General features: G+C 59.6%; 28 protein-coding genes. 3 read left to right on the top strand and 25 right to left on the bottom strand.

Annotated elements, in window-relative coordinates:
• Window positions 1-12 precede the first annotated feature (12 nt).
• The 17 genes from OC605_RS25970 to OC605_RS25890 all read right to left on the bottom strand — a co-directional run bounded on the left by OC605_RS25970 (window position 13) and on the right by OC605_RS25890 (window position 13,745).
• Window positions 13-1,035: a phage late control D family protein gene (locus OC605_RS25970; protein ID WP_262140266.1), complete on the bottom strand. Its 1,023-nt coding sequence runs from the start codon at window positions 1,033-1,035 to the stop codon at window positions 13-15.
• A 9-nt stretch (window positions 1,036-1,044) separates the two neighbouring features.
• Window positions 1,045-1,257: a tail protein X gene (locus tag OC605_RS25965; RefSeq protein WP_262140265.1), complete on the bottom strand. Its 213-nt coding sequence runs from the start codon at window positions 1,255-1,257 to the stop codon at window positions 1,045-1,047.
• Entirely contained in the window at window positions 1,250-1,633 is a 384-nt protein-coding gene (locus OC605_RS25960; protein WP_024011852.1) for a phage tail protein, read from the bottom strand. Before OC605_RS25960 ends, OC605_RS25965 begins: the two co-directional genes overlap by 8 nt.
• A complete protein-coding gene (locus tag OC605_RS25955) occupies window positions 1,633-3,894 on the bottom strand; it encodes a phage tail tape measure protein (RefSeq protein WP_262140264.1) in 2,262 nt (753 codons plus the stop codon). The genes OC605_RS25960 and OC605_RS25955 overlap by 1 nt, the downstream gene beginning before the upstream one ends.
• A gap of 128 nt (window positions 3,895-4,022) precedes the next feature.
• Window positions 4,023-4,604 (bottom strand): phage tail assembly protein, encoded by a 582-nt coding sequence (locus OC605_RS25950; RefSeq protein ID WP_262140263.1) that lies wholly within the window; start codon window positions 4,602-4,604, stop codon window positions 4,023-4,025.
• 154 nt (window positions 4,605-4,758) lie between these two features.
• Window positions 4,759-5,265: a phage major tail tube protein gene (locus OC605_RS25945; RefSeq protein WP_039762530.1), complete on the bottom strand. Its 507-nt coding sequence runs from the start codon at window positions 5,263-5,265 to the stop codon at window positions 4,759-4,761.
• Complete coding sequence (locus OC605_RS25940) at window positions 5,265-6,431, bottom strand: tail protein (RefSeq protein ID WP_016771437.1); 1,167 nt, start codon at window positions 6,429-6,431, stop codon at window positions 5,265-5,267. Before OC605_RS25940 ends, OC605_RS25945 begins: the two co-directional genes overlap by 1 nt.
• Before the next feature lie 2 nt (window positions 6,432-6,433).
• Window positions 6,434-6,619 carry a hypothetical protein gene (locus tag OC605_RS25935; RefSeq protein WP_039762525.1) on the bottom strand — a complete coding sequence of 62 codons (186 nt, stop codon included), beginning with the start codon at window positions 6,617-6,619 and terminating at the stop codon, window positions 6,434-6,436.
• 99 nt (window positions 6,620-6,718) lie between these two features.
• Window positions 6,719-7,336 carry a hypothetical protein gene (locus tag OC605_RS25930; RefSeq protein WP_262140262.1) on the bottom strand — a complete coding sequence of 206 codons (618 nt, stop codon included), beginning with the start codon at window positions 7,334-7,336 and terminating at the stop codon, window positions 6,719-6,721.
• Window positions 7,337-7,345: 9 nt separating this feature from the next.
• On the bottom strand, window positions 7,346-8,959 hold the full coding sequence (locus OC605_RS25925) for a phage tail protein (RefSeq protein WP_262140261.1): 1,614 nt from the start codon (window positions 8,957-8,959) through the stop codon (window positions 7,346-7,348).
• A complete protein-coding gene (locus OC605_RS25920; protein WP_262140260.1) occupies window positions 8,960-9,595 on the bottom strand; it encodes a phage tail protein I in 636 nt (211 codons plus the stop codon). It lies immediately after the preceding gene.
• Window positions 9,592-10,587: a baseplate J/gp47 family protein gene (locus tag OC605_RS25915; protein WP_262140259.1), complete on the bottom strand. Its 996-nt coding sequence runs from the start codon at window positions 10,585-10,587 to the stop codon at window positions 9,592-9,594. The genes OC605_RS25920 and OC605_RS25915 overlap by 4 nt, the downstream gene beginning before the upstream one ends.
• A complete protein-coding gene (locus tag OC605_RS25910) occupies window positions 10,584-10,916 on the bottom strand; it encodes a phage baseplate protein (RefSeq protein ID WP_125925200.1) in 333 nt (110 codons plus the stop codon). Before OC605_RS25910 ends, OC605_RS25915 begins: the two co-directional genes overlap by 4 nt.
• Window positions 10,917-10,930: 14 nt before the next feature.
• Window positions 10,931-11,539 carry a phage baseplate assembly protein V gene (locus OC605_RS25905; RefSeq protein ID WP_262140258.1) on the bottom strand — a complete coding sequence of 203 codons (609 nt, stop codon included), beginning with the start codon at window positions 11,537-11,539 and terminating at the stop codon, window positions 10,931-10,933.
• A 3-nt stretch (window positions 11,540-11,542) separates the two neighbouring features.
• Window positions 11,543-12,064, bottom strand: a complete 522-nt coding sequence (locus OC605_RS25900; RefSeq protein ID WP_262140257.1) for a hypothetical protein — start codon at window positions 12,062-12,064, stop codon at window positions 11,543-11,545.
• 71 nt (window positions 12,065-12,135) lie between these two features.
• A complete protein-coding gene (locus tag OC605_RS25895) occupies window positions 12,136-12,474 on the bottom strand; it encodes a phage holin family protein (RefSeq protein ID WP_262140256.1) in 339 nt (112 codons plus the stop codon).
• 527 nt (window positions 12,475-13,001) lie between these two features.
• Window positions 13,002-13,745, bottom strand: a complete 744-nt coding sequence (locus OC605_RS25890; RefSeq protein ID WP_123443039.1) for a helix-turn-helix transcriptional regulator — start codon at window positions 13,743-13,745, stop codon at window positions 13,002-13,004.
• A 202-nt stretch (window positions 13,746-13,947) separates the two neighbouring features.
• Here OC605_RS25890 and mutS point away from each other — a divergent pair, with 202 nt between their 5' ends.
• Window positions 13,948-16,530, top strand: coding sequence for a DNA mismatch repair protein MutS (mutS, locus tag OC605_RS25885; RefSeq protein ID WP_041478113.1), 2,583 nt, complete (start codon window positions 13,948-13,950; stop codon window positions 16,528-16,530).
• 163 nt (window positions 16,531-16,693) lie between these two features.
• Window positions 16,694-17,017 (top strand): ferredoxin FdxA, encoded by a 324-nt coding sequence (gene fdxA, locus OC605_RS25880; RefSeq protein ID WP_016771449.1) that lies wholly within the window; start codon window positions 16,694-16,696, stop codon window positions 17,015-17,017.
• 530 nt (window positions 17,018-17,547) lie between these two features.
• On the opposite strand, the gene rpoS is transcribed toward fdxA, so the two are convergent.
• The 8 genes from rpoS to OC605_RS25840 form a co-directional block, all read right to left on the bottom strand.
• Window positions 17,548-18,555 carry an RNA polymerase sigma factor RpoS gene (gene rpoS / locus OC605_RS25875; protein ID WP_016771451.1) on the bottom strand — a complete coding sequence of 336 codons (1,008 nt, stop codon included), beginning with the start codon at window positions 18,553-18,555 and terminating at the stop codon, window positions 17,548-17,550.
• Window positions 18,556-18,661: 106 nt separating this feature from the next.
• Window positions 18,662-19,531: a peptidoglycan DD-metalloendopeptidase family protein gene (locus tag OC605_RS25870; RefSeq protein WP_016771452.1), complete on the bottom strand. Its 870-nt coding sequence runs from the start codon at window positions 19,529-19,531 to the stop codon at window positions 18,662-18,664.
• A 211-nt stretch (window positions 19,532-19,742) separates the two neighbouring features.
• Window positions 19,743-20,378 carry a protein-L-isoaspartate(D-aspartate) O-methyltransferase gene (locus tag OC605_RS25865; protein WP_160768345.1) on the bottom strand — a complete coding sequence of 212 codons (636 nt, stop codon included), beginning with the start codon at window positions 20,376-20,378 and terminating at the stop codon, window positions 19,743-19,745.
• 38 nt (window positions 20,379-20,416) lie between these two features.
• Window positions 20,417-21,166, bottom strand: coding sequence for a 5'/3'-nucleotidase SurE (surE, locus tag OC605_RS25860; protein ID WP_024011837.1), 750 nt, complete (start codon window positions 21,164-21,166; stop codon window positions 20,417-20,419).
• Window positions 21,154-22,212, bottom strand: a complete 1,059-nt coding sequence (gene truD, locus OC605_RS25855) for a tRNA pseudouridine(13) synthase TruD (protein WP_186569550.1) — start codon at window positions 22,210-22,212, stop codon at window positions 21,154-21,156. The genes surE and truD overlap by 13 nt, the downstream gene beginning before the upstream one ends.
• Complete coding sequence (gene ispF, locus OC605_RS25850; protein ID WP_125925197.1) at window positions 22,209-22,682, bottom strand: 2-C-methyl-D-erythritol 2,4-cyclodiphosphate synthase; 474 nt, start codon at window positions 22,680-22,682, stop codon at window positions 22,209-22,211. Before ispF ends, truD begins: the two co-directional genes overlap by 4 nt.
• Window positions 22,683-22,726: 44 nt before the next feature.
• Window positions 22,727-23,572, bottom strand: coding sequence for an S-formylglutathione hydrolase (fghA, locus tag OC605_RS25845; protein WP_122751951.1), 846 nt, complete (start codon window positions 23,570-23,572; stop codon window positions 22,727-22,729).
• An 88-nt stretch (window positions 23,573-23,660) separates the two neighbouring features.
• Window positions 23,661-24,773, bottom strand: a complete 1,113-nt coding sequence (locus OC605_RS25840) for an S-(hydroxymethyl)glutathione dehydrogenase/class III alcohol dehydrogenase (RefSeq protein ID WP_007908835.1) — start codon at window positions 24,771-24,773, stop codon at window positions 23,661-23,663.
• Window positions 24,774-24,889: 116 nt separating this feature from the next.
• Here OC605_RS25840 and OC605_RS25835 point away from each other — a divergent pair, with 116 nt between their 5' ends.
• Window positions 24,890-25,786 (top strand): LysR substrate-binding domain-containing protein, encoded by an 897-nt coding sequence (locus tag OC605_RS25835; RefSeq protein WP_130930197.1) that lies wholly within the window; start codon window positions 24,890-24,892, stop codon window positions 25,784-25,786.
• Window positions 25,787-25,874: the final 88 nt, after the last annotated feature.

The following is a 25,874-nucleotide window of genomic DNA, read 5'->3' as shown; positions in this document are numbered from 1 at the left end:
CTCGGTTCAGGATTACTGTTCCGCCTTGGGATCCAGGCACGACGCATCAATCAGGCAGCGATAGCTGTTCTCGCGACTGCCGCTGGCGGTGACCTTGTCGATCGACCAGCGTCCGCGCATGAAGTCCGGCCAGCTCTCATCGAGCAACAGCAGACCTTCGGCCGCCAGGCGCGGATCGCCCGGGCAGGTGATTTTCACTTTGTACCTCTGGCGCAACATCTTGCGTACTTCGCCCTCGGCTACTGCGATGGCATCCGCTTCGCTGGGCTGCTTCTGGCGCAGCGTCTTGAACGGCGCTACGCCCGTCTCGACCCAACGCAACACCCCGGCCGCCGCATCCCAGAAACAGGTCTTGCAGCCCTTGGCCTGCTCGCGGGCCGATTCTTCCAGCGTGGCGCTGATGAATGCGTGATCACCGGGGCGATTGTCGTGGGTAACCGACAGGGTCACGTCCGGCAGGATTTGCCCCGACAAGGACTTGGTCTGCCCTGGGCGCGCCAGCACATACACTTCGCCGTAAGGCTTGGCGACGACGTTGTATTTTTTCGCCAGACGCGTGACAAACCCCATGTCGGTCTCGCTGGACTGGTCGATGTGCTCGATGCGGATCAACGACACCTCGGGCGCAACCCGTGGCGAAAAACCGTGCGACTCCACCAGCTTGCGAAATAATCCACCCAGCGTCGTTGGCCCATGACTGGCGGTGCGGCGCTGCCTGAAGCCGGTTTCATCATCCTTGCTGAATGGCGCCGCAGTGGCCACCACGGTGAGGCGAAACGGAAACAATGTCGGCGTCAGACGCGTCACTTTGAACAGGCCTTTATCGACCATTGCGGTTTCTCGATAACCGACTTGCAGGCCAATCTTGCCACCCAGACTCGGCAGCCCTTCAAGGCCCTCGAGATCGATGGTCAGCGTCAGCTGATCGGACTCGAAACCGGCGGCATCGATGTGCTCCCAACTGATCAGGCGTTGATTGAGCAGGGCCGCGTTGGCCCCGTAGATATTCACTGCCGGCGTGAATCCCAGTGCCATGCAACCTCCTTAATCCCAGGCCGTCGCCGCCTTGATCACGACAGGTTTCACATCCAGTTCCGGTAGCACGATCCAGACGCCGGCGGGCAGAATCGGCCCGTGTTCGGCCAGGGTCGGGTTGAGCTTCCACAGCGCTTCTTCGGCAGCGTCATCACTGCGCCCGATTTCGCGGTAGAGCAGCAGATTCACCGAATCACCGGCCACGCTTCGTGCTTTACGCATTGTTGAACTCCGCTAATTCGATGACCCAATCGACTACCATCGCCGTACCGTCATCGATGATCTGGGTCTGGGTTTCCTGAACGCTACTGATCCGCCACAGGCCCCAGTTTCGACCAATCCCGTCGATCAACGGCAGCGGGGTGCGCAGCGCCTGCAAAGCACGCAATTCATCGAGCCGATCCATGGCTACGGCGTACATCGACTTGCCGGTAATGGTCAGGGTTTCCGATTTCTGTCCGGTCTGGCTGGACTTGGGTTTGCTGGTGAGGATCTGTATCTCGGTCCAGCCGCCGTCAGACTTGCGCAGCAACTGGTGGTACGCAAAGTTGCGCGACAGGCCGAAGATGAAACTGCCCAATGCCATTTGTTGTTTCATCAGGCGACTCCATCGGTCAGGGCTGCGTCGCGGCGGGTGGCGAGGGGGTTGGTACTCATTGTCGACATGAACTGAGTACTGAAATGGTTTTGCATCACTTGAGAGATCACCGCGCCGACTTTTTCCGAGCTGGCGATTTCGCTGCCGCTGATCTGAATCGACGGCGCATAGGTGATCTGCTGGTTTTGCGTCTGAGCGTTGCTCAGGTCCTTGGCCACTTGCGCGGGAGGCGCGAGTTTGTCCTCGGCAGGCTTGCCCCATTGTTCACCGACGTAAGAACCGAGCATTGCGCCCAGAGTCCCACCGAGGAATGTCCCAATACCGGGCGCAATGAAAGTACCGATCGTGGCGCCAATGGCAGTGCCGGCCAGCTCGCCGGCGGCACCTTTGACCGCTTGGTCATCGCCTTCGCGCCAACCTTTCAGTCCGGTATAGGCCGCGTGCGCAATGGCCAGCGGCGCTCCCAGTTTTACCGCCGGCAGCGCTTGGGCGATTTTTGGCATGACCTTGGCGCCAACGCTTTCGACCAAGGGCATAAGCTTGGCAACGGGGCCTTTGAGTCGCGATACCATCTCGCTGTTGCCCAAGCCATCGGTGAACAGTTTGAAGCCCATTTTGATGTCATCAAACAGAGGCGCGACCTTGGCCGTGAGCCCCCCCAAACGACTGCTCCCACTGGCGCGTGGAACTGTCGTGCGCGCCGATGTTCTGGCCGGCGAGCGTCGACCCGGTCGACGACCCGATCGTTTGTTTTTCCGCCTGCCATCAGAGACATCGTCACCGACGATGGCATCAGCAATATCGGGGGGTAATCGCGTCGTCGCCAGACGTAACAGCTTCGCGGAAACGGTGTCGAGGACTGAGGCAACGCCGGTTTTCAGCGCCCCTCCAACAAAAGGAACAGCGGCGGCACCAAGCAGAACCAATCCTGCAGTAAGGGCCGGGAAAGCCTGCGCCGCAGTACTCACGCCATTGGCCAGCGCGGTGAGCACCACTGCGGCACCATCGGCCAACGGCGCCAATGCCGCGCCGAATGCGGTGGTCATCCGGGTCAGACTCGCATCGAGCGCATTCCAGCGCCCTTGCGACGTATTGCCAAATACTTCGGCGGATTTCGCGGCTGCCCCCGAATCGGCGCGCAGTTCCGATGTCGCGTATTGGCGCTTGTCGGCCACTTGGGAGAATGCGTTTTTTACATCCTCTGGTTTCTTCAGCAGTTCAAGAACTCTGACGTCGTTTTCGCCAAACAGCGTCTTCGTCAGTGTTGCCCGTTCTTGCAGCGGTTGTTTATTGAGTGCAGCAAGCACCGAGTTGATGGCAGCGGGAGCGTCCTTGCGCATCTCTCCTGACAACGATTCGGGATTCAACCCTAACTGGCTCAGAGCCGTACGTTGCTCCGTCGATGCATCTGCGCCCTTCGCCAGCAGCGATGTAATACCCTTCAACGCGGCGCTGGCGCCCTCCTTGTCTGCGCCACTGTTGAGCAGTGCCGCCGCAAACGCGGCCGCTTGTTCCGGAGTCATACCGGCAGTAATTGCAGCCTCGCCGGAACGTTGCACGACCGAACCGATGTCGGCGGCCTTGGCATCCAGGCCACTGTTGCCGAGATAGCTCGTTGCATCGGCCAGATCCTGGCTCTGATAGCGATCCAGCTTCAGCGATGAACGCCAGGCCGCCAACATCTCGCCAGCCGTTTTGACGTCCATACTGAACGCCGCTGCGTTGATCGCGGCATCACGGGAGAACCACTTCAGCTCGTTCGCCCGTTGCTCACCCTTGGCGCCATCGGCAATACCGGATCGTGCTCCGGCGACTTGAACTTGCAACAGGTCAGCGTTGGTGGCACCACTGGCCGCCACCTGTTTCTCGCTGGCGAGTTCCAGAGTGCTTTGTGAATGCGTTTGCAGTTGGTCGTTGCTCATCTTGAGCCACTGATTGAGTTCAACCAGCGCAGTCTCGTTGGCCATCGCCGGCTGCATCAGCTTCGGCGGCGGACGCTGCTCGATCCCGGCGTTGAGTTTTGACTTTGGTTCGCTCGTCGCGACCGGTGCAGCGCCAGCCTTGAATAGCGATTGCTGGCTTGCCAACAACTCGCGAAGCCTGATCTGTTCCTGGGTCAGCAAACGAATATCCACGCTTGCCAACGCGAGCGTCACATTCAAATCCTGCAGCGGTTTGCCGAGGTTGTCGGGCAACGAAAATCCGTCCGTTGCATTGCCGCTCTCACCGGCGTACGTGAGCGCATATTTGCTCTCTGCCATGCCGCTCTACTCCTGTTTCACGCCAAGGCGAGTGATCGCTATGTCGTAGCGGCGCAACGCCTTTTCGGCGTCCCATTCGAGAATTTCCGCCTCACTTACCGGGTAAATGAGCGGGACGATATCGAGGATTACTTCGATATCGCGTTCCGAAAGTAGGCCGCCGGCTGGTTTAAAAAATCGTCGATGCGCACCTGCAATTGCGTCCAGTCCGGGACAGTCATCAGGGCCAGATCAGGGATCATCAGGCCGGTGCAATGGGCAGTGATGAACTCGGCGCGTTCCTTGGCCGTTTTCAGTTTCTTCATCACTTTGGTAGCGCGCAGTGCAGGCATTTCCAGCGACAGCGAGGTCACGGTGCGGCCGGTCACGGCGAGCGGCTGCAGCAATTGCACCTGGTCGGGATCGTCGGATTTCTTCGCGTCCTCGACTTGGTCGAGAAAGTACGCACTCGGCCGGGTCGACATCTCATGGACGTACTGAGCGATGCTCACGTAGTCCGGGCGTTTGAGCTGATCGAGTTCCTTGACCGACAGGCCGGTGGCGAGCAGCGCCAGCTCGAAGAACTGATCGTCTTCGTCATCGCCGGCGCGTTCCAGCGATTCTTTCTGTGCGGCGTAGAACAGCGGTTTGAGCTGGATCGATTCGATCTGCGAGCCATCGTCGCCGGTGATCGGTGACAGCAGTTCGTGTTGGGGGGGCATCCACGGCATGTATGAATTCCTTGGTGATTCTTTGGGAATTATTGAAATCCCTTGTGGGAGCGGGCTTGCCCGCGATGAGGTCGGTACTACACTGAGTTGATTGACCCACCGCTATCGCGGGCAAGCCCGCTCCCACAGGTTTTGTGTGTTGTGTGCTGCCGGTTTACGGCATCAACACCGCACGCCGTGCATCACCGAGGATGTCGACGCCGTTGAGCACGAACTTCTGCGTGCGCACGTCGATGTCGATCACCGGCACGCCGTTTTCCAGGCGGTTGTAGGTGCGGCAGGACAGTTCCAGGTTGGTCTTGGGCTTCTCGCCCATTTTCACTGCGGTTTCCTCAAGGGATTTCAACTGGCCGCCGACGGTGTGGTAGGTGAACCAGGTGTTGCCGTCCTGATCCTGACCGGCTTCACGCACGTTCAGCAGGATGTCGTCGCCGAGCTTCACGCCCAACGCCAGCAGCACCTCGGCGCCGAGGCCTTGCAGGGTCAGCTTGGCGCCGAGCGCTTTGCCGCCCTTGGCCATTTCTTCGACGATGAAGCGCCCGCCGCGCATCTCTTCCATGTCGAATTCGATTTTCGGCGGGGTGAATTCCTCAACGGTCGCCGACAACGGCAGGCCTTGCAGGGTGGCCGCGATGGCCTGTCTTACGCGGTTGGTAAACATTAGAGAACGTCCTCCAGGAACTGCTCGATGATTTCATCGCGGGCGTTGAGTTGATAAACCATGTGTTCGTTCGGCGCGTAGCGGCCGTAGTCGATGACCACGTACCAGGTGCCGTTCTTGTACTTCTCGACGCTGTTGAGTTCCGGATGCAGATACACGCTGCCGCCAGGAATGGTTTCGTCGGCGACCAGGGTCTGCAGCCAGTCGTTGATGCGCTTGACCTCCTGATCCATGAAGGATTTGGTGAGGTTCTTGGCCATGGCTTTCTGGCCGGCCTTGACCAGCTTGCGGCTGATCGCATCTTCGAGGCCGACGTAGCTGATGAACTTGCCGGTGATCGAGCGGTTACCCAGCAGCGAGAAGCCGCCGAGCACGGTGCGGGCGTAGTAGCTGACGCCGTAACGGTTGAGCAGATCGCCTTCGGTGGACGTGTCGAGGATGTTGTACTCGACGACCCGCGAAACGTCTTCGGCGAAGGTCACCTGGTTGCCCGGGCTCTCCCACTGCTTGACCTTGGCCAGCGCGGCAATCGCCAGACTGGACGGCGACAGGAAAACGTTTTTCTTCGCTGCTTTCGAATACACCGCGGGCATGTTGTGCACCACCAGGCAACGGTCGAAACCGAGTTCGGCGCCGCCGAGTTCCTGGCTGTACAGCACCTGATCGGCCACCGAGACATCCTTGCCGTCCAGCACCACGCGGGCCTTGATGCGCTTGCCGAACGCGGCGAACTCGCCGGCTACCGCTTTAGTGCCGGTGAAGCCCGGCGCGCCGATGATGGTCAGATCTTCCGGGACACTGCCCAGCGCCGCCAGACCGAGCTTGCGGCCAGTGGCCGGCTCGACACCGCCGATCACATTGTTGACCGTGTCGGCCGGCGTCGCGCCTGCTTCGACGATGACTACGTACACCGGCACCTTGACCACTTTGAGGATCTGGTAGACCGCGTGATACAGCGTGCCCTCTTCCGACCCAGTCGGATCGAGCAGCGCATGGGTGGTGAAGCTGTTGATGCGGAACGGCGCGTTACGCGGAATCAGCGGATCGGCTTTCGGCGCAGTGCCGACCAGCCCGATGACGTTGTCACCCAGGCCACCCATGGCCTCGGGGGATTCAGTGGCATTGACGGTAATGCCGTTGTGCTCGAAGTTCAGAACCTCAGCCATGTTCAGTCAGCCTTCTTGGCAGCGGCCTTTTTGGCCTGGGTGATAGGGGTTTTCGGCTCAAGTCGACCGGCAAAATGCAAGGCACTGGCCTCGACATCGAGCAGATCGAGTTCTTGACCAACGCTCGACCAGTGCCCACCGCCGGTGGGGAATGGAACGAGCACGGTGTAGGTTTGGCGGGTTGCCATTTTTCGTTTCTCCATAAACGGGAAAGCCCCTCTGAGGGAGGGGCTTTGGCGGGTGTTGAACAGCTGGTGTCGGGAAAACGTTGCCCTGACTCGGGACGCTCATTGAATCGCGGTAACAGCCTGGATGGGGTCAACTCGGTGATCTGCTGAAAAACGCGGGCTGCCAACGGCCGACTGAATATTTGAGATCACCTCGTCAGCGATCTGCCTGGCCTCATCGGCTGCACCCGCTGCAAGCTTGTGCCTGATCGACTCTTTCGCCTCCAGGCGCCGCTCTCGGATAAGGTAAAGCCGTTCTGCGTATTGGGCGGCTTCGGTCAGGATGTCATCGGCAGCGTCCTGAGCCGTGCGCCCCATGATTGCCCAGGCAGCAACGCTGCGCGGCACCGCGTCGGCCGGATAGCCATTATTTTTGAAGGCTAGCGCCTCGGCAGCAGCTCGCTCGTATTCAACTGCGCGCAATGGATCGCCTGAAACAGCCTGCCGCGCTTGATCAGCGTACTCATCAATCCTTGCGCACAAGTCCGCGAGGGTGGGCATGGGCTCGCCGTCATGCTCCCATTGGCCATTCCATTCGCCGGTATCGGGAATACGCGTCCCTTTGAAGCGGGGATTCCAGCACGGTTGAGGCAATTGCGCGCGAGTCCAGTTCATCGCCCCCTCCGGAGCGTCGGCGGCATACAGAAACTTGCCATCCTGATCGATCACAAAAATCATATTGCCTCCTTAAACCGCTTGAACGCAGAAACTGAATTGACAGGCGAAGCCACCCGCGCCTGCAGTGGAGCCCATCGCATAATCCAGAACGACCTCGCCTGTGACTTCCGCTCGCCACGACAGCCACCCAAATGCAAGGGGACTGTTGGTCGCCCAGTCTCCCGTTCCACACATTCTGGTGATAGGCCGAAATCCAGGCGGAAGGGTAAACATGACCAATGGATCGATACCGTTACTGACCCAACGTGTAGCGTCGATGCTTACGTAGACATTGCCGTTGGCTTTCCAGTATCGAGTTGCATTGCCGTCGGCAAAACCATTGACGAGCGCGGGCACCCTCAGAGTCGTCGCAGAAAAGTTCGCAAAAGCGGTGCTGACTACGCTGTTGGTCTGGGCCTGCGTGTAGCTGTCGGTGATTCCGTATCCCGACAACGAATTGGGTTTGCCTGAAGTGATCTTGCTCCAGTCCAGAGCGGGGACATCCGATGCGATCAGGTTCCCGCCGCTGGTAGCCAATCCTTTGGCATTGACGGCAATTTTTGTGTAAGTACCGGCAGAAACGCCCGAGTCGGCCAGCGCTAGTGAAATGTTGGCGTTTGTCGAGCCGTCAAACGAAGTGCTACCGCTAGCCGCGCCGGAAATGGCAATACTGCGCGCCGTTTCAAGCTTGCGAGCGGCAACCGCTGTTCCATTGATCCCGAGGGCGTCAGTGATGCCAAATCCAGCCAACGTCTGCGGATTCGCACCTGCTATCACCCGACCATATTCATCAACAGTCAGACTCTTGTAAGTCCCAGCAGCAATCCCGGTGCGCCCTGCGAGCATCTTGAATGTCAGCGCGGTCGTGCCGAGGGTGATCGGTGCGTTGGTGGTCAGGTGCCACAGCGAATCTCCATTCGCTACGCCCTCCTCCACCATGACCGTCAGGCCCGGGGTGACCTTGGCGCTGGTGTTGGCATCAGTGGCCCGCACCCAGTCGCCATTGGCAACGATCCACAGGCCGTTGTCCTTGGCCAGCGTCTGGCTCGGCAACAGCACGCGATCGCCGGCAACCACGGCAACACCATCAATCTGCTGTGCGCTGTTCATCACGACATTGCCAGTCGCCGCAACGCGCACCGACTGCTTGCCATCAAGTTTGCCGAGTTCTTCAGCCAGATAACTCATGACCCAGGCACGCGTCGCTTTGACCACCGTGTCATCAATCAACAAGGTCACCAGCGACGCATTGCTGGTTTCGAAAATCGAGCGAATGTAGAACTCTTTACCCGAACCCGAGGTGGCGAGAACCGGTTTGAACGACTCCGGGTATTTGACGATGGCATAGAGAACGCCAGTGTCAGTCCATAGCCCCGCTTCCCGCACATACCAGCCGCCAACATCCGGCGGAATGGTCACTTCGGCGAGCAGCCAGCTCGGATTCTTCTCATCCTGGAACAGTGCGTTGATCGGTCCGCGCCAGACTTCACGGGCCAGCGCGGTTGCGGTGGCCGATGGGTTGTAGACCTTGTCATTGCCGTCGCCGACAGAAAAATGCGTCAACTTGATCGGCACGCCCGCGGCCTTGCACGCCGTTTCGTAGGCAATCCCTGCGTTGGTGAGCAGGGTGTAATAGTCAGCCATTCAGGCCCCCTGAGGATAAATAGTGGATGTTTCGACGGTGTACAACGCAGCGGCCAGGAACGCCTCGCCAGAGGTTTCAAGGCCTTCGATGAACACTGGATAAACCGTGGTCAGCTCACCGCAGAACGTCGCGGCGCCGATGACGTGATTGCCGAACGCACTCAGCCCGACCGAAACTGAAAGAATGTCCCGCTCGCTTTTGGCATCGGCCAGGCGTCGGTCGAGACGGGCGTCGATGGCTTCGCTATAGGGTTGGTCGCTGAAGGCACGCACGGAAAAGCTGTACGGCGCGCCGGACGGTGTTTGTTCGTACCAGGCGCGGATCTCGGGTCTTAATTGCAAACCCTTGGCGGCGTTTTCCAGCGCCTTGCGAGTGCCGGCCTGGCGCGCGGTCGGCCAGGCGAGTTCGACGGTGAGGCGCTTCTCCGCCACCGGCGCATCAGTGCTCCATTCGGCGACGCCACGATCGGCAGCCAGATAAGGCAGGAAGGCGACTGGCGTTTCGCTGGGATTCATCAGTTCCGGGAACGGCGGTGCGATGCGATCGAGCAAGGCGCCGAAGCCCAGATCCAGTCCGCGCTCAAGGGCCGAGCTGTTGGCCGGCAGCAAGGTCGGCCGCTGAGTTTGTTCACTCATAGCGTCAGCACCTCGACTTCGACCGCTGTGCAATACGGCGCCTGAAACGCGGTGGTCACGATCGGCGTCAGCGGTTCGAGAATCTGCAGTTGCACGGCGCCGGCGCTGTGCAACGTGTAGTCGATCCAGCTCGGATCGACCCGACCTTCGAGGCGATGACAACTGTCGGCATACGCCTGCAATTGTGCTTGCGCCGCGACCTTGGTCAGGCCCGAATCGGGACCGGAATTGATCTTCGCGACGACGCGGATCTTGTAGCGCTGGATCTCGGCAGCCTTGACGGTGACGAGGTCGGTTTCCGGGCGCACGTCGGGGCGGGCGAAATGCTGACGGACGCCTTCAAGCAATACTTCGGAAGGCGTGCCATCGCCTTCTCGGGAAAGCACGGTGACCTGCACTTCCCCCGGCGCGGTGCGCCGCCCGTTGCCATCCTTGACCTGTGCGGCGAGGCCGTCCGGGTTGAAGGTGTAAGTGACATTCACTACGCCGGAATCAGTGGACTCAACCTGCACCGTGGGCCGCTCGCCGAGGGTGAATACCTCACGGCGATACTGCATCCGCGAACCCGCCGCCGGTGCATGGGGCGCGAGGTAATAACGCAGCCGAGCGTCGTCATCACTTTCATAAATCGCCGGTACCGGCGGGAATGCCGCCGGGTCGCCGGGATCGAGCAATTGCCGCTCCAAGCCCATGTCCGCCAGCCGCGCATCGAGATTGCTGCCGGTCGCCCACCACGCCAGCATCTGCTTGATGCGTGCATTGTATTTACGCTCATGGGTTTGCAGACGCACGCAGAACGCTTCCAGCGCCAGGGTCAGCAATTCGCTTTCGTTTTCCAGACTCGCCTTGAGTTTCACGGCGCTGGCCGGCGAGCGAGCCCCCACGTATTCGATGACGAAAGTCTTGAACTCGGCGAGCAAGTCTTCGAACGCTTCGACCGTGATCAGCACGGGTTCGGCCAGCTGATTCTGGCCAGGTATCAGCATGCTCATGTCAGCACCTCGAAGGTTTGTTGGCGGTTTTTCCAAGTGCCGGCGAAGCGCAGCAGCAGGCCATCGCCGTGACGACTGGCGACAATTACTTGCGGCTGAAAATCGTCGATGCCGTTTTGCGAGTTGTAGAACGCTTGCGCGGCGTGGCTCTGTGCCAGAAGCAGAATGTCGTCACCGAGGTTCTGCCCGAGGAGAGTGGGAATCAGCGAACCGTACAAAGGTCGTTTCTGCCGGGTGCCCAGCGGTGTGGTCAGGGCTCGGGTCGCGCGCTGCACGAATTGCAGCCAGTCGTCGACCGTGGCCCCGCTTTCTCTATCGATTCCGATCATGGGAGGCTCTTGAATCAGGGGCTGATGACGCGGCCCTGGTGATCGACCAAGGGGCCGCTGAAGTGCACGCCCGAGGCGTCGATACTCAGGCCGACGGCGCCCAGTTGCAGGGTGATCAGTTGTGGCGTCATGGCCAGACGTGCAGGGCCGATGCTCAGTTCGAGCGACTCGCGAGACCCGTGGAATTGCGTTGGTCCGTTGAGCCAGTGCAAGGCGTGGCTGGCGTCGTCGTAACCGCTTTCGCTACCGTCCTGATGCACCCGACGGGTCAGCGTCGGCACAGTCGAGGCCGGGGGGAAACGGTCACTGTTCAAGCCGAACAACGCCACAGTCTGCGCACCGCTTTCACCGCTGCCATAGTTGAACAGCAGGCACTGCTCGCCCACCGTTGGGATGCGCGATTCGCTTTGCGCACCGGCGCTAGGGTTGAAGAACTTGATCGCCGGGGTGAGCAATCCACCATGGCTGACCTGGCAGGTATTGCTCGCCGCATCAACTGACTGGCAGATACCAATGCGACAGAAACTCTCGGCGCGGCGGTGCAAGTCTTCGATTTCCGCTTCCATTTCCGCCAGACGCTCAATGATCGGACCGAGCTGCATGCGCAGTAATGTGTCGAACATCGGTCAGCCCTCCAGCGCGGTGTACTGGTCCGGGTCGTCGATATTGCTGACTTCCCAGGTGTGGGCAAATTTGGGCGTGCCCAGCGGATCGTCGAGCAAGGTCGGACCCAGGTAGAGGGTCTGCTCGAAGGTCAGGGTCCAGGCTTTGTATTGCTGGTCACCGCGAATGAGTAACGAGGGCAAGCCATCGATATTCGTGGGCAGATCGCATTGGTCGCCGGGCAATCCCCAGCGGTTGTCGGTGATCAGGTTTTTCAGCACAGCGATCAGGTCGCACGCTGCAAAAGCGCTCGCAGAAAGCGCAGGGACGACGTGCAGTGACAACGTCATTACATGAGCGATACGCCCATCAGCGGCGCGCACGCCGGACGCATTTCGGGCAAAGTCGATCAGTACCCACGCCTGAGCGCCGGCCGCTGTGAAATCAGCGTGAGTACCGACATTGAGGTTGAGATCGGCGGTGTTGCGCAGTGTCGTCGCGATGGCTGTAAACAGTTGCGACGGCTGCTGGATCGGTGTGGGCATACATGACCTCCTTTTCAATCGTCCACGCGCAGCCCTGCCGCCAACATGGCGGCAGGGAAAAATATTCAGGGTTAAGGCTGGTCGCGCGGCGGCGCTTCGCAGACGCCGATGCGTTTGGCCGCCCAGCGCTCGTAAAGGCCGATGGCAACATCAGCGCCGGCCATGGCGGTCAGGCAGCCAAACGCACCAGCGGCCCAGATCGACATGCCTGCGGCATACAGCAGCATGATCGCCGACACGCCGCAGATCATGCAGGCGCCGGAGCGCAGGGCCAGACGTCGTACCAGCGACCAGCCGCGGGCGCCTTCCTTGTCGGCGCGCCACATCTCGCCGGACACCCCGCCGACGACGGCCAGGAGGATGACCAGCCAGATCGGCATGTCCGCCAACGCTTGTTGCTCGTTTGTCATGTCACGCCTCCGTGGGTGATTGATGAGTGATGGGTTGGATTCAAACGATTTCTCTTGAGGCAGGCATTCCAAAAAGCCCGGCGCTTGCACACCGGGCTTTTCAGTAATGCGCTCCTTCGCCTTCCTTCAAATCCTGTGTTCGAGAAGGAAGCTGACTTTTCGGCGCTACTGGCGCGGTACGAGTCCATTCAGATTGTTTTTCCGACCGCGGTCCCTGCCCGCCGGATAACTGCTTCTGGTGCTTTACGCTGCACACCCGGGTCAGTTGCCAACCCTCTGAACCGTTGAGGCCGGTTCATCGCTGCCTGTTCTTGTGGAACTAAAGAGCTTGTCTTGCCAGCCGCTTTGTCGAGCGGCTTGGTGGCAAGAATATGCATGGATGCATATACAGTCAATGCGTGAATGCATTTATTTATGCATTAAATTTGCGCGAATGCATGAAACCCAAGCGGGCCAAGGGGTGGGGAGATTTGTGCAGGCGAAAAAAAAACCTGCCGAGGGGCAGGTTTCAGTTGGATGAACGAGAGTTAGCGGGCGTACATGCCCCACCAGAAGACGTGACCGAGGATGACAATCTGCTCTTCCTGGATTTCCTGGAAGCTATAGTCCTCGTCCGGATGCTCGTCGCGATTGAAGCTGCGCAGACGGATGCCGGTGGGCAGGCGATAGAGTTGTTTCACGCGCAGCTGGCCGTTGTGATTGATCGCATACAGATCGCCATCAATGATGTCGCCGATGCCGCACTTGCCGGCGTTGACGCCGACGGTGGCGCCATCACGCAGAACCGGCAACATGCTGTTGCCGCGCACCGTCACGCATTTGGCCTGGTCGAATTGCACGCCGTTGTGGCGCAGGCTGCGCTTGCCGAAGCGCAGGCTGGAGCGCTCGCTCTCTTCGATGACGAATCTTCCTGATCCAGCAGCCAATTCAACCTCACGTAGAAAGGGCACCGACACCTCGTCGTCATCGACGGGCGTGTCGTCGTCCCACAGGCTTATGTCCTTGAGTTCCGCATGCACGTCAGCGCGAGTGCTGCCGGTCGTTGGCGTGACATCCGCACGCCCGCGCAGCTGATCGGTGCTGACGTTGAAATACTCGGCGATCTTCGAGATGTGTTTATCCGAAGGATCGACAATCTTCCCGCTGAGAATCCGCGAGAGCGTTGATTGAGGCACGCCGGTGCGACGGTGGAGCTCCGTGGGGGAGATCCCGTGCTGGTCGAGCAGTGCTCTTAAGACGGAGGAAACGTTGCGTTTTTGCATAACGCGCATAGTGCTTGAAGTTTTTCGCAAAGACAAATGCAGATTTGCATAAATCGTGCATAGATCAACTTTTCATTGCAAGTAAACGCTCATCCGACCGCAGTGCCTGCGTCGGGCTGACTGCCCATGGTAACCTTGCGCCCATCGCGGAAAAGCCCGGCCACTGCCCGCGCTTTGCCCTACATCTTTTAACGAGTTTCCCGACAATCCGATGAATAAAGCCGTCTCCGACCTGTCCTCCCACACTCCGATGATGCAGCAATACTGGCGCCTGAAGAACCAGCACCCGGACCAGCTGATGTTCTATCGCATGGGCGATTTCTACGAGATCTTCTACGAAGATGCGAAGAAAGCCGCCAAGTTGCTCGACATCACCCTGACCGCGCGCGGGCAGTCGGCGGGTCAGGCGATTCCGATGTGTGGGATTCCTTACCACGCGGCGGAAGGGTACCTGGCGAAACTGGTCAAGCTCGGCGAGTCGGTGGTGATTTGCGAGCAGGTCGGCGACCCGGCCACCAGCAAAGGCCCGGTGGAGCGTCAAGTCGTACGGATCATCACGCCGGGAACGGTCAGCGACGAAGCGTTACTCGATGAACGCCGCGATAACCTGATCGCAGCTGTGTTGGGCGATGAGCGCCTGTTCGGTCTGGCCGTGCTGGACATCACCAGCGGCAACTTCACCGTGCTAGAGATCAAAGGCTGGGAAAACCTGCTGGCGGAACTGGAGCGGGTCAACCCGGTGGAACTGTTGATTCCAGATGACTGGCCAAAAGACCTGCCGGCGGAGAAACGCCGTGGCGTACGTCGTCGTGCGCCGTGGGACTTTGAGCGTGACTCGGCGTTGAAAAGTCTCTGCCAGCAGTTTTCCACCCAAGACCTGAAAGGCTTCGGCTGCGAAAACCTGACCCTGGCCATCGGCGCTGCCGGCTGCCTGCTGGCCTACGCCAAGGAGACCCAGCGCACCGCCCTGCCCCACTTGCGCAGCCTGCGTCACGAACGTCTCGATGACACCGTGGTGCTCGACGGCGCCAGCCGGCGCAATCTGGAACTCGACACCAACCTGGCCGGTGGCCGCGACAACACCCTGCAATCGGTGGTCGATCGCTGCCAGACCGCCATGGGCAGTCGCTTGCTGACTCGCTGGTTGAACCGACCGTTGCGCGATCTCACCGTGTTGCTGGCGCGTCAGACCTCGATCCGCTGCCTGCTCGACGGCTACCGTTTTGAAAAGCTGCAACCGCAGCTCAAGGAAATCGGCGACATCGAGCGGATCCTCGCGCGAATCGGTCTGCGCAACGCGCGACCACGTGACCTTGCGCGTCTGCGTGACGCTCTCGGCGCACTGCCCGAACTGCAAGTGGCGATGACCGATCTGGAAGCGCCGCACCTGCAGCATCTGGCGGCCACCACCAGCACCTATCCGGAACTGGCGGCGCTGCTGGCCAAAGCCATTATCGACAATCCGCCTGCGGTGATCCGTGACGGCGGCGTGCTGAAAACCGGTTACGACAGCGAACTCGATGAACTGCAATCGCTGAGCGAAAACGCCGGCCAGTTCCTCATCGATCTCGAAGCTCGGGAGAAGGCCCGTACTGGTCTGGCCAACCTCAAAGTTGGCTACAACCGTATCCACGGCTACTTCATCGAACTGCCGAGCAAGCAGGCTGAATCGGCGCCCGCTGACTACATCCGCCGGCAGACGCTCAAAGGCGCCGAGCGTTTCATCACGCCCGAGCTGAAAGAATTCGAAGACAAGGCGCTCTCGGCCAAGAGCCGCGCGCTGGCTCGGGAAAAAATGCTTTATGAAGCGCTGCTCGAAGACTTGATCAGCCAGTTGCCGCCGTTGCAGGACACCGCCGGCGCCTTGGCCGAGCTGGATGTGCTGAGCAACCTCGCCGAACGTGCGCTGAATCTTGACCTGAACTGCCCGCGTTTCGTCAGCGAGCCGTGCATGCGCATCACCCAGGGTCGTCACCCAGTGGTCGAGCAAGTGCTGACCACGCCGTTCGTGGCCAACGACCTGAGCCTGGATGACAACACGCGCATGCTGGTGATCACCGGCCCGAACATGGGCGGTAAATCCACCTACATGCGCCAGACCGCTTTGATCGTGTTGCTGGCGCATATCGGTAGCTTCGTGCCGGCCGCCAGTTGCGAGTTGTCGCTGGTCGACCGCATCTTCACCCGTATCGGTTCGAGCGATGATCTGGCCGGCGGTCGCTCGACCTTCATGGTCGAGATGAGCGAAACCGCCAACATCCTGCATAACGCGACCGAGCGCAGTCTGGTGCTGATGGACGAAGTCGGGCGCGGTACCAGCACCTTTGACGGTCTGTCGCTGGCATGGGCGGCGGCCGAGCGCCTGGCCCATTTGCGCGCCTACACCCTGTTTGCTACGCACTATTTTGAACTGACCGTGCTGCCGGAAGCCGAACCTCTTGTCGCTAACGTGCATCTCAATGCCACCGAGCACAATGAACGCATCGTGTTCCTTCACCACGTTCTGCCTGGGCCTGCCAGTCAGAGCTATGGCTTGGCAGTCGCACAACTGGCGGGTGTGCCGAGCGAAGTGATCTTGCGCGCGCGCGAGCATCTGAGTCGCCTGGAAGACACTGCCCTGCCCCACGAGGCGCCGAAACCGGCGGCCAAGGGCAAGCCGTCGACACCGCAGCAAAGCGATATGTTCGCCTCGCTGCCGCATCCAGTGCTGGACGAATTGGCGAAAGTGGACCTCGACGACATGACTCCGCGTCGTGCGCTGGAAATGCTCTATGCACTGAAGAACCGGATATAAGCACTGAAGAAGCGGATATAACGCAAATCGCTTCAAGCTGTTAGAATCTCGCGCGGTTCGGGATGCTGCTGGCTCATAGCCTGGTCAGCAGGTATCGCTCCCGAACCTGGCGACCCCAACCGTGAAGGGGCAACGCTGCCGCCGCCTGAGGAGAAAATTAGAAATGACCTTCGTCGTCACCGACAACTGCATCAAGTGCAAGTACACCGACTGCGTAGAAGTCTGTCCGGTGGACTGCTTTTACGAAGGCCCGAACTTCCTGGTGATTCACCCGGACGAGTGCATCGACTGCGCGCTGTGTGAACCAGAATGCCCGGCTGTGGCGATCTTCTCGGAAGACGAGATCCCAAGCGGCATGGAAAACTTCATCGAGCTCAATGCCGAGCTGGCGGATATCTGGCCGAACATCACCGAGCGCAAGGATCCGCTTCCGGATTCTGCTGATTGGGATGGCAAGCCAAACAAGATCGAACAACTCGAACGCTGATCTACCCCGCGCTCGACTGAAAGGCCCCTTGTGGGCCTTTTTGCTTTTGCAGGTTTTACTTTTCTGCAGACGAAAAAAGGGGCGGTATGACCCGCCCACATTTTTTCCCTATTCCCTGTAGTCCTTTTCATCGTCCTGATGAATCGCCTCCTGCGATGTCCGTTCCCCTCTTCCGTGAAGGGCGTGTCTGTCCGTCGACACAGCCCTGATATTAGAGAGTTTCCGCAGCGGAGCAATCAGGCTCAGGCGCAGGTCTGCGCTGACATAAAGACATAACAATAGAAAAATATTTAGATAAATCAGCAAGTTACTGTTTAGCATTGATCGCAATCGCCTTCTGCCGAAGTGTAAAAATAACGAACACTTACGACACAGTAAGCAAAGGCTTACAGCGCGAGACTACAAACTCAGAAAATGCTGACCGCTCGTCTGGCACATCGCTCGACAACGCGATGCACGAGACAGGCATAAACAAAAAGCCCCGACTGATTGAATCAGCCGGGGCTTTTTGCGGGCGGACGATCAGGCGCTTATTGGAACAGCGACTCGCTCGACAGGCCGTTCTTCTCAAGAATCTCGCGAAGGCGCTTGAGGCCTTCCACCTGGATCTGCCGTACCCGCTCGCGGGTCAGACCGATCTCCAGGCCGACATCTTCCAGCGTGCTGCTTTCGTGACCGCGCAGTCCGAAGCGGCGAATCACCACCTCGCGCTGCTTGTCGGTCAGCTCCGACAGCCATTGATCGATGCTCTGCGACAGGTCATCGTCCTGCAGCAGTTCGCACGGATCGGTCGGACGATCATCAGTGAGTGTGTCCAGCAGGGTTTTATCCGAATCCGGACCCAGCGAGACGTCGACCGAAGAAACCCTTTCGTTGAGGCCGAGCATGCGCTTGACCTCGCCCACCGGTTTTTCCAGCAGGTTGGCGATTTCTTCGGGTGAAGGTTCGTGATCGAGTTTTTGCGTCAGCTCACGTGCAGCCCGCAGGTATACGTTGAGCTCCTTGACCACATGAATCGGCAACCGGATGGTCCGCGTCTGATTCATGATCGCGCGTTCGATGGTCTGACGGATCCACCAAGTGGCGTAGGTCGAGAAGCGGAAGCCGCGCTCGGGATCGAACTTTTCCACCGCGCGGATCAGGCCGAGGTTGCCCTCTTCGATCAGATCCAGCAGCGACAGCCCCCGATTGACGTAACGCCGGGCGATCTTGACGACCAGCCGCAGGTTACTTTCGATCATGCGCTTGCGCCCGGCCGGATCGCCACTTTGCGACAAGCGCGCAAAATGAACTTCTTCTTCCGGGGAGAGCAGAGGGGAAAAGCCGATTTCGTTGAGATACAGCTGCGTGGCATCAAGTGCCCGAGTGTAGTCGATGTATTTATGTTGTTTGAGTGTGGCGGAGTGTCTGGATTTGGAACGAACGGAAGGTGGAGCAGCCCCTTCATCATTCAACATCGAATCCGAATCGATGCCGGTCTCCATAAGGAGAACCTCATCGTCGATGTCAAACTCCGGCACTTCTTTACTGAGAGCCATTGTTATAGTCCTTTGGTGAGTTCGACCCCAAGCTCAAGCGACGCCTTTATCCTTGGCAACGCTGGAGCCTGTCCCCTCTACGCGACGGAACAGGCTGGCCTACAAATCAACGTCTTGGCAGGAACTGCAGCGGATCTACAGGTTTACCTTGGCGGCGAATCTCAAAATGCAGTTTCACCCGGTCTGTACCCGTTGACCCCATTTCGGCAATTGTCTGTCCGACCTTGACCTGCTGCCCCTCCCGAACCAACAGCCTGCGGTTGTGACCGTAAGCACTGACGTAGGTTTCGCTGTGTTTGATGATGACCAATTCGCCGTAGCCCCTTAAGCCACTCCCGGCGTATACGACCGTCCCATCAGACGCAGCTAAAACAGGCTGTCCCAAATCTCCGGCGATATCAATTCCTTTATTCAAACTACCGTTTGAAGAGAATTTTCCAATCAGAACGCCATTAGATGGCCATCCCCAGCCGGTCGGGGCCGGGCCTGCCGGAGGCAGTGGAGCGGGTGCAGGTTTGCTCGCGACGGACGGTACAACCCCTTTGGAACCGGTGGTTGTAGTGGTTGTGGTGCCATTCGCCTGGCGCCGGATTACCGTGGTTTTACTCGACGAAGAAGGTGAAGAACTGGAGTTGCTCACCACCGCTGTCGGCGTTGAACCGCTGCGCCCGTCGAAGCGAATTGTCTGACCCGGATGGATCGTATACGGCGTAGGAATATTGTTCCGGGCGGCGAGGGTTTTGTAGTCCCAGCCGTAACGAAAGGCGATCGAAAACAGGGTATCGCCGGGGCGGACTACATATTGCCCGGTAGTAACGGTCGGACGTTGTGCGACCGAATTATTGCGATCGACAACCCGTACGTTGCTCGATTTGGTGCTGGAGCAACCGACCAGCAAGGTGCTCAAGACAAGGCCAGTCACCAGGCGCTGAAAGCTCGTGTTACCCATACGCTGCGCAATGACTGTGAGACTCACCCGCCGCTCCCTTTGTGGTGGCTGAAAATTCTGAATGCCGCGTTGCGGCATGAAGTATCGCAAGTATAACGGGCCGAAACGGCTTTACCTTTAATGAAGCGAAATCGCTGGGCGCACACGTTTGCAAGTGACAAGTACGCTGCGTTTAAACCGTGGCTGCCGCTGTAAGACCGGCGCCGTTGAAAGGAATTCAGCGACTGTTTGCAAATGCTCAGGCCAGTGGCCCATTGAGCAAAGGCACAAAACGCACAGCGCCCAGAACGTGTCGGGAAAAGCCATGTTCTTCGCGCACGATCAGCATCAGTTGTTGCACTTCACCGGAGCCGACCGGAATCACCATGCGCCCACCAGGGGCCAGTTGATCGAGCAAAGCCTGCGGTACATCGGTGGCAACGGCGGTGACGATGATGCCGTTGTAGGGCGCCAGCGCCGGCCAGCCTTCCCAGCCATCGCCCCAGCGAAACACCACGTTGCGCAGGTTCAGCTCGACCAGACGCTCCTTGGCGCGGTCCTGCAACACCTTGATGCGCTCGACCGAAAACACCCGTTCAACCAGTTGCGACAACACCGCCGTCTGGTAGCCGGAACCGGTGCCGATCTCCAACACTTTATCCAGCGGGCCGGCCTCCAGCAGCAGCTCGCTCATGCGCGCCACCATGTAAGGCTGGGAGATGGTCTGGTTGTTGCCGATCGGCAGCGCGGTGTCTTCATAAGCGCGATGCGCCAGCGCCTCGTCGACAAACAGGTGACGCGGTGTGCGGCGGATCACTTCCAGGACTTTGGCGTTCGACACGCCTTCTTCATACAGACGCTGGATCAGTCGCTCGCGCGTACGCTGGGACGTCATGCCAATGCCGCTGCGCAGGCGGTCGTCATGTTCACGCATCAGCTCAGCCCCCCCAGCCAGCCATCAAGACTTCTGAAGGCATCATTGAAGGTGCGATCGAGCTGCAACGGTGTGATGGACACATAACCCTGCATCACGGCATGAAAATCGGTGCCCGGGCCGCCGTCTTCAGCGTCGCCGGCAGCGGCGATCCAGTAACCGGCCTTGCCGCGCGGATCGACCACTTTCATCGGTGCCGCCGCGCGAGCGCGATGGCCGAGGCGGGTCAATTGAATGCCGCGAATGTGGTCGATGGGCAAATTGGGAATGTTCACGTTGAGTACCGTGCGCGGCGGCAGATCGAGCCCGGCGTGGGCCTCGACCAGTTTGCGCGCAAAGTAGGCCGCAGTCGGCAGGTTATCCACTTGGCGCGAGACCAGTGAGAAGGCAAACGATGGGCGCTCGAGAAATCGTCCTTCAAGGGCTGCCGCTACGGTTCCGGAATACAGCACGTCGTCACCAAGATTGGCGCCGAGGTTGATGCCGGAAACCACCATGTCCGCCTCGCGCTCAAGCAAGCCGTTGAGGCCCAGGTGAATGCAATCGGTCGGTGTGCCGTTGAGGCTGATAAAGCCGTTGGCCAGGTATTGCGGGTGCAGCGGACGGTCGAGCGTCAGCGAACTGCTGGCGCCGCTTTTGTCCTGCTCCGGGGCGATAACCACGCATTCGGTGTAATCCGCCAGCGCAGCATAAAGCGCGGCGAGACCGGGTGCAGTTACCCCATCGTCGTTAGAAATCAGAATACGCATGGGCTGTCCGTCTGCCCCACCGGCACCAGATCAACGAGCTCGCGCACCAATACGGTGGCAAAGCATCCGGCCGGGAGGACGAATTCCAGTTGCAGAATGTCAGGTTGGGGATAATGCCACGTCAACCCGCCAATGGGCAGCCGCAGGATGCGACGTTCATGGCTCATGCCGGCGTGGATCAACCAGTCGCGCAGATCCGCTTCGCGGGCGGCGATCGCCTGCTCCAGTTCATGGACTGCGCCAGCCGCGGGCGAGTCACCTTCGCCCCACTGCGGACCGGTCGGGTGCAGGTCGAGAATTGCCAGACGCGGGTCGCTGCATTCGGCTTCACCGGCCGGGAAAAAACTGCGGCTGTCGGTGAAGGCCAGCAGATCGCCAACCAGCGCGGTGTTCCAGGTGCCATCGGCGACGCGCGCCGCCAGCACCTGGTTGAACAGAAAGCTGCGCGCCGTCGACAGCAACCGCGAACGCACATTGCGCTGTTCCGGCAAAGCCTTGCGCGCCGCCCACGCCCGCGCATCGATAACGTTGCCGCCGTCATGGCCGAAGCGCTGGGCGCCGAAATAATTGGGAATGCCTTGTTTGGCGATCAGTTGCAGGCGCTGTTCAAGCGCGTCTTTGTCGCCATTGAATTGCGTCAGGCGCAACGTGAAACCGTTGGCCGAATGCGCACCGCGTTGCAGCTTGCGCTTGTGGCGCGTGGTCTTGAGGATCTTCAGCGTGTCGTTCTCCGCTGCCGACAGATCCGGATCGGCCTTGCCCGGCAGTTGCACGCTGAACCACTGTCGGGTCAAGGCCTGACGGTCCTTGAGGCCGGCATAGCTGACGGTACGCAACGGCACGCCCGCCGCTTTGGCGATCCGCCGCGCCGCTTCTTCGGTATTGAGGCCGCGCTTTTCCACCCAGATCCACAAATGTTCGCCGTCACCGCTGAACGGGATATCCAGCACTTCATCGACCTGAAAATCTTCGGCGATGGCTTTCAGTACCGCTGTGCCGAGGGGTTCGCCATAGGCCCGTGGGCCGAGCAATTGCAGTTCATTCATGCGCGCAGCAACAAGGCAACGGAGTGCACGGCGATACCTTCTTCGCGACCGACAAAGCCAAGCTTTTCGGTGGTGGTAGCTTTGACGTTCACTTGATCCAACTCAACTTGAAGATCCGCCGCGATCAGCGCGCGCATCGATTCGATATGCGGCGCCATTTTTGGCGCCTGGGCAACGATGGTGTTGTCGACGTTGCCGACCTTCCAGCCCTTGGCGTGGATCAGACTGACCACATGACGCAACAGCACACGGCTGTCGGCGCCCTTGAATTGCGGATCGGTGTCCGGGAAGTGTTTACCGATATCACCCAGCGCCGCCGCGCCGAGCAAGGCATCGCTCAAGGCGTGCAGCAGGACGTCACCGTCGGAATGAGCGAGCAGCCCGAAGCTGTGTGCAATCCGCACGCCGCCCAGAGTAATGAAATCGCCTTCAGCGAAACGGTGCACATCGTAGCCGTGGCCAATACGCATAAAAAAAACGCCCCGATTTTTGTCAGGGCGTGATTCTACCTGCATTAACCGCGCAGAGCGCGTGCGTGATGCTGCAAGTGGTCGTCAATGAAGCTTGAGATGAAGAAATAGCTGTGGTCGTAGCCCGGTTGCAGGCGCAGCTCCAGCGGATGCCCCGCTTGTTTTGCCGCGTATTGCAGAGCTTCGGGTTTCAGCTGGGTGGCGAGGAAATCGTCACGATCACCTTGATCGACCAGCAACGGCAATTTCTCCGTCGCATCGGCGATCAGCACACAGGCGTCCCACTCCTTCCACTTCGAACGGTCTTCGCCCAAATAGTTGGAAAAGGCCTTCTGACCCCACGGGCAATCGATCGGATGGGTGATCGGCGAAAAGGCCGAAACCGATTTATACCGCCCAGGATTGCGCAAGGCACAGACCAAAGCACCGTGGCCGCCCATCGAGTGGCCGCTGATGCTGCGCTTGTCTGAAGCGGGGAAATGCGCTTCGACCAGAGCAGGCAATTCCTGCACGACATAGTCATGCATCTGATAGTGCCGCGCCCACGGTTCCTGCGTGGCGTTCAGATAAAACCCGGCGCCGAGACCGAAATCCCAAGCTTTTTCGGCATCGTCCGGGACATCCGGGCCACGTGGGCTGGTATCCGGCGCGACGATAATCAAACCAAGCTCGGCGGCCATGCGCATCGCACCGGCCTTTTGCATGAAATTCTCATCGGTGCAGGTCAGCCCGGACAACCAGTACAGCACCGGCAGCTTGCCGCCCTGCTCCGCTTGCGGCGGCAGGTACACGGCGAAGACCATGTCGCAATCAAGCACTTCGGAGCGATGGCGATAGCGCTTGTGCCAGCCACCGAAACTCTTCTGACAAGAAATGTTTTCCAGATTCATAGCACTTCAGCCGCAAGCTGCGAGCTTCAAGCTGCAAGAGGGCGTTGCGCCTGCTTGCAGCTTGTGGCTTGTAGCTTGCCGCTGCTCCTTAGAAATGAATGACGGTGCGGATGCTCTTGCCTTCGTGCATCAGGTCGAACGCCTTGTTGATATCTTCCAGGCCCATGGTGTGGGTGATGAAGGTATCCAGGGGGATCTCGCCGCTCTGGGCCATGTCGACGTAACTCGGCAATTCAGTACGGCCACGCACGCCGCCGAACGCCGAACCGCGCCAGACGCGACCGGTAACCAACTGGAACGGACGGGTAGCGATTTCCTGACCGGCACCGGCGACACCGATGATGACCGACTCGCCCCAGCCTTTGTGGCAGCACTCAAGCGCGGCGCGCATCAATTGCACATTGCCGATGCACTCGAAGGAGAAGTCGACGCCACCATCGGTCATGTCGACGATTACTTCCTGAATCGGACGATCAAAGTCTTTCGGGTTCACGCAATCGGTGGCCCCGAGTTGTTTGGCGATTTCGAACTTGGCCGGGTTGATGTCAATCGCAATGATCCGCGCAGCCTTGGCTTTCACTGCACCGATCACCGCCGACAAGCCGATACCACCGAGACCGAAGATGGCCACGGTGTCACCCGGTTTGACCTTGGCGGTATTGAGCACGGCGCCGATACCGGTGGTCACGCCGCAACCGAGCAGGCAGACCTTTTCCAGCGGCGCGTCTTTGGAGATCTTGGCCACGGAGATTTCCGGGAGCACGGTGTATTCCGAAAACGTCGACGTCCCCATGTAGTGAAAAATCGTTTCGCCCTTGTAGGAAAAGCGCGAAGTGCCGTCCGGCATCAGGCCCTTGCCTTGGGTGGCGCGAATCGCCTGGCAGAGGTTGGTCTTGCCCGACTTGCAGAATTTGCACTGGCCGCATTCCGGGGTGTACAGCGGGATGACGTGGTCGCCGACGGCAACCGAGGTCACGCCCTCGCCGATCGCTTCAACGATGGCGCCACCTTCGTGGCCGAGGATCGACGGGAAGATGCCTTCCGGGTCTGCGCCGGACAAGGTGTAGGCGTCGGTGTGGCACACCCCGGAAGCGACAACGCGCAGCAACACTTCACCAGCCTTCGGCATGGCGACATCGACTTCTACGATTTCCAGCGGCTTCTTGGCCTCGAAGGCAACGGCGGCGCGCGACTTGATCATGCTGACTCTCCAATGAATCCAGTAAATAAAAAAGCAGACAGACAGTGTAGTTCAGCGCGTCCTGAGGAATAATCCGGACGAAAGCAAAACATTATTGCCATACAGGGATAATCCAAGTGTCGGAAAATCGCTGGGAAGGCATCGACGAGTTCGTTGCCGTCGCCGAATGCAACCAATTCACCGCCGCTGCCGAGCGTCTTGGGGTTTCTTCCTCGCACATCAGTCGACAAATCGTACGGCTCGAAGAGCGTTTGCAGACGCGCCTGCTCTACCGCAGCACTCGGCGAGTTACGTTGACCGAAGCCGGGCAGACTTTCCTGCAACATTGCCAGCGCCTGCAGGACGGTCGCGAAGAAGCCCTGCGCGCGGTGGGCGATCTGACCAGCGAACCGAAAGGCATGCTGCGCATGACCTGCGCGGTGGCCTATGGCGAACGCTTTATCGTGCCGCTGGTGACTCGCTTCATGGGGCTGTATCCCCAGCTGCGTATCGATATCGAGCTGAGCAATCGCCAGCTGGATCTGGTGCATGAAGGGCTGGATCTGGCAATTCGCCTTGGCCGACTACAGGATTCGCGCTTGGTCGCGACACGTCTGGCGCCAAGAAGAATGTACCTGTGCGCGTCGCCGTCCTACCTGGAACGGTACGGGCGCCCACACAGTCTGTCGGAACTGAGTCGGCACAATTGCCTGATCGGCAGTTCCGATATCTGGCAACTGGAACAGAACGGGCGGGAATTTTCCCAGCGGGTGCAGGGCAACTGGCGTTGCAACAGTGGGCAGGCGGTGCTGGATGCGGCGCTTCAGGGTGTCGGATTGTGTCAGTTGCCGGACTATTACGTGCTCGAGCACCTGCACAGCGGCGCGCTGATTTCCTTGCTCGAGGCGCATCAGCCGCCGAATACGGCGGTGTGGGCGCTGTATCCGCAGCAGCGGCATCTGTCGCCGAAGGTGCGCAAGTTGGTGGATTTTTTGAAGGTGGGACTGGCTGAAAGGCCGGAGTACAAGCTTTGAGTTATTGATTGCCCGTGCGACCGCTTTCGCGAGCAGGCTCGCTCCCACAATTGACCGGGTTCGACAGCTGAATGCATTCCCTCTGTGG

The organism is Pseudomonas sp. Marseille-Q5117 (genome assembly GCF_946901175.1).
In the GTDB taxonomy this organism is placed as follows: domain Bacteria; phylum Pseudomonadota; class Gammaproteobacteria; order Pseudomonadales; family Pseudomonadaceae; genus Aquipseudomonas; species Aquipseudomonas iranensis.
This window is presented reverse-complemented; position numbering and strand designations above follow the sequence as displayed.

What these genes read in the sequence shown, in the direction of transcription:
- OC605_RS25960 (WP_024011852.1), bottom strand. Translation starts at nt 1,633, where the DNA reads ATGAAACAACAAATGGCATTGGGCAGTTTCATCTTCGGCCTGTCGCGC.
- OC605_RS25895 (WP_262140256.1), bottom strand. Translation starts at nt 12,474, where the DNA reads ATGACAAACGAGCAACAAGCGTTGGCGGACATGCCGATCTGGCTGGTC.
- surE (WP_024011837.1), bottom strand. Translation starts at nt 21,166, where the DNA reads ATGCGTATTCTGATTTCTAACGACGATGGGGTAACTGCACCCGGTCTC.
- rpoS (WP_016771451.1), bottom strand. Translation starts at nt 18,555, where the DNA reads ATGGCTCTCAGTAAAGAAGTGCCGGAGTTTGACATCGACGATGAGGTT.
- fdxA (WP_016771449.1), top strand. Translation starts at nt 16,694, where the DNA reads ATGACCTTCGTCGTCACCGACAACTGCATCAAGTGCAAGTACACCGAC.
- OC605_RS25865 (WP_160768345.1), bottom strand. Translation starts at nt 20,378, where the DNA reads ATGACGTCCCAGCGTACGCGCGAGCGACTGATCCAGCGTCTGTATGAA.
- OC605_RS25905 (WP_262140258.1), bottom strand. Translation starts at nt 11,539, where the DNA reads ATGTTCGACACATTACTGCGCATGCAGCTCGGTCCGATCATTGAGCGT.
- OC605_RS25955 (WP_262140264.1), bottom strand. Translation starts at nt 3,894, where the DNA reads ATGGCAGAGAGCAAATATGCGCTCACGTACGCCGGTGAGAGCGGCAAT.
- OC605_RS25930 (WP_262140262.1), bottom strand. Translation starts at nt 7,336, where the DNA reads ATGATTTTTGTGATCGATCAGGATGGCAAGTTTCTGTATGCCGCCGAC.
- truD (WP_186569550.1), bottom strand. Translation starts at nt 22,212, where the DNA reads ATGAATGAACTGCAATTGCTCGGCCCACGGGCCTATGGCGAACCCCTC.
- OC605_RS25950 (WP_262140263.1), bottom strand. Translation starts at nt 4,604, where the DNA reads ATGCCGTGGATGCCCCCCCAACACGAACTGCTGTCACCGATCACCGGC.
- OC605_RS25840 (WP_007908835.1), bottom strand. Translation starts at nt 24,773, where the DNA reads ATGATCAAGTCGCGCGCCGCCGTTGCCTTCGAGGCCAAGAAGCCGCTG.
- ispF (WP_125925197.1), bottom strand. Translation starts at nt 22,682, where the DNA reads ATGCGTATTGGCCACGGCTACGATGTGCACCGTTTCGCTGAAGGCGAT.
- OC605_RS25945 (WP_039762530.1), bottom strand. Translation starts at nt 5,265, where the DNA reads ATGTTTACCAACCGCGTAAGACAGGCCATCGCGGCCACCCTGCAAGGC.
- OC605_RS25890 (WP_123443039.1), bottom strand. Translation starts at nt 13,745, where the DNA reads ATGCGCGTTATGCAAAAACGCAACGTTTCCTCCGTCTTAAGAGCACTG.
- fghA (WP_122751951.1), bottom strand. Translation starts at nt 23,572, where the DNA reads ATGAATCTGGAAAACATTTCTTGTCAGAAGAGTTTCGGTGGCTGGCAC.
- OC605_RS25965 (WP_262140265.1), bottom strand. Translation starts at nt 1,257, where the DNA reads ATGCGTAAAGCACGAAGCGTGGCCGGTGATTCGGTGAATCTGCTGCTC.
- OC605_RS25970 (WP_262140266.1), bottom strand. Translation starts at nt 1,035, where the DNA reads ATGGCACTGGGATTCACGCCGGCAGTGAATATCTACGGGGCCAACGCG.
- OC605_RS25925 (WP_262140261.1), bottom strand. Translation starts at nt 8,959, where the DNA reads ATGGCTGACTATTACACCCTGCTCACCAACGCAGGGATTGCCTACGAA.
- OC605_RS25910 (WP_125925200.1), bottom strand. Translation starts at nt 10,916, where the DNA reads ATGATCGGAATCGATAGAGAAAGCGGGGCCACGGTCGACGACTGGCTG.
- OC605_RS25900 (WP_262140257.1), bottom strand. Translation starts at nt 12,064, where the DNA reads ATGCCCACACCGATCCAGCAGCCGTCGCAACTGTTTACAGCCATCGCG.
- OC605_RS25940 (WP_016771437.1), bottom strand. Translation starts at nt 6,431, where the DNA reads ATGGCTGAGGTTCTGAACTTCGAGCACAACGGCATTACCGTCAATGCC.
- OC605_RS25935 (WP_039762525.1), bottom strand. Translation starts at nt 6,619, where the DNA reads ATGGCAACCCGCCAAACCTACACCGTGCTCGTTCCATTCCCCACCGGC.
- OC605_RS25920 (WP_262140260.1), bottom strand. Translation starts at nt 9,595, where the DNA reads ATGAGTGAACAAACTCAGCGGCCGACCTTGCTGCCGGCCAACAGCTCG.
- mutS (WP_041478113.1), top strand. Translation starts at nt 13,948, where the DNA reads ATGAATAAAGCCGTCTCCGACCTGTCCTCCCACACTCCGATGATGCAG.
- OC605_RS25915 (WP_262140259.1), bottom strand. Translation starts at nt 10,587, where the DNA reads ATGAGCATGCTGATACCTGGCCAGAATCAGCTGGCCGAACCCGTGCTG.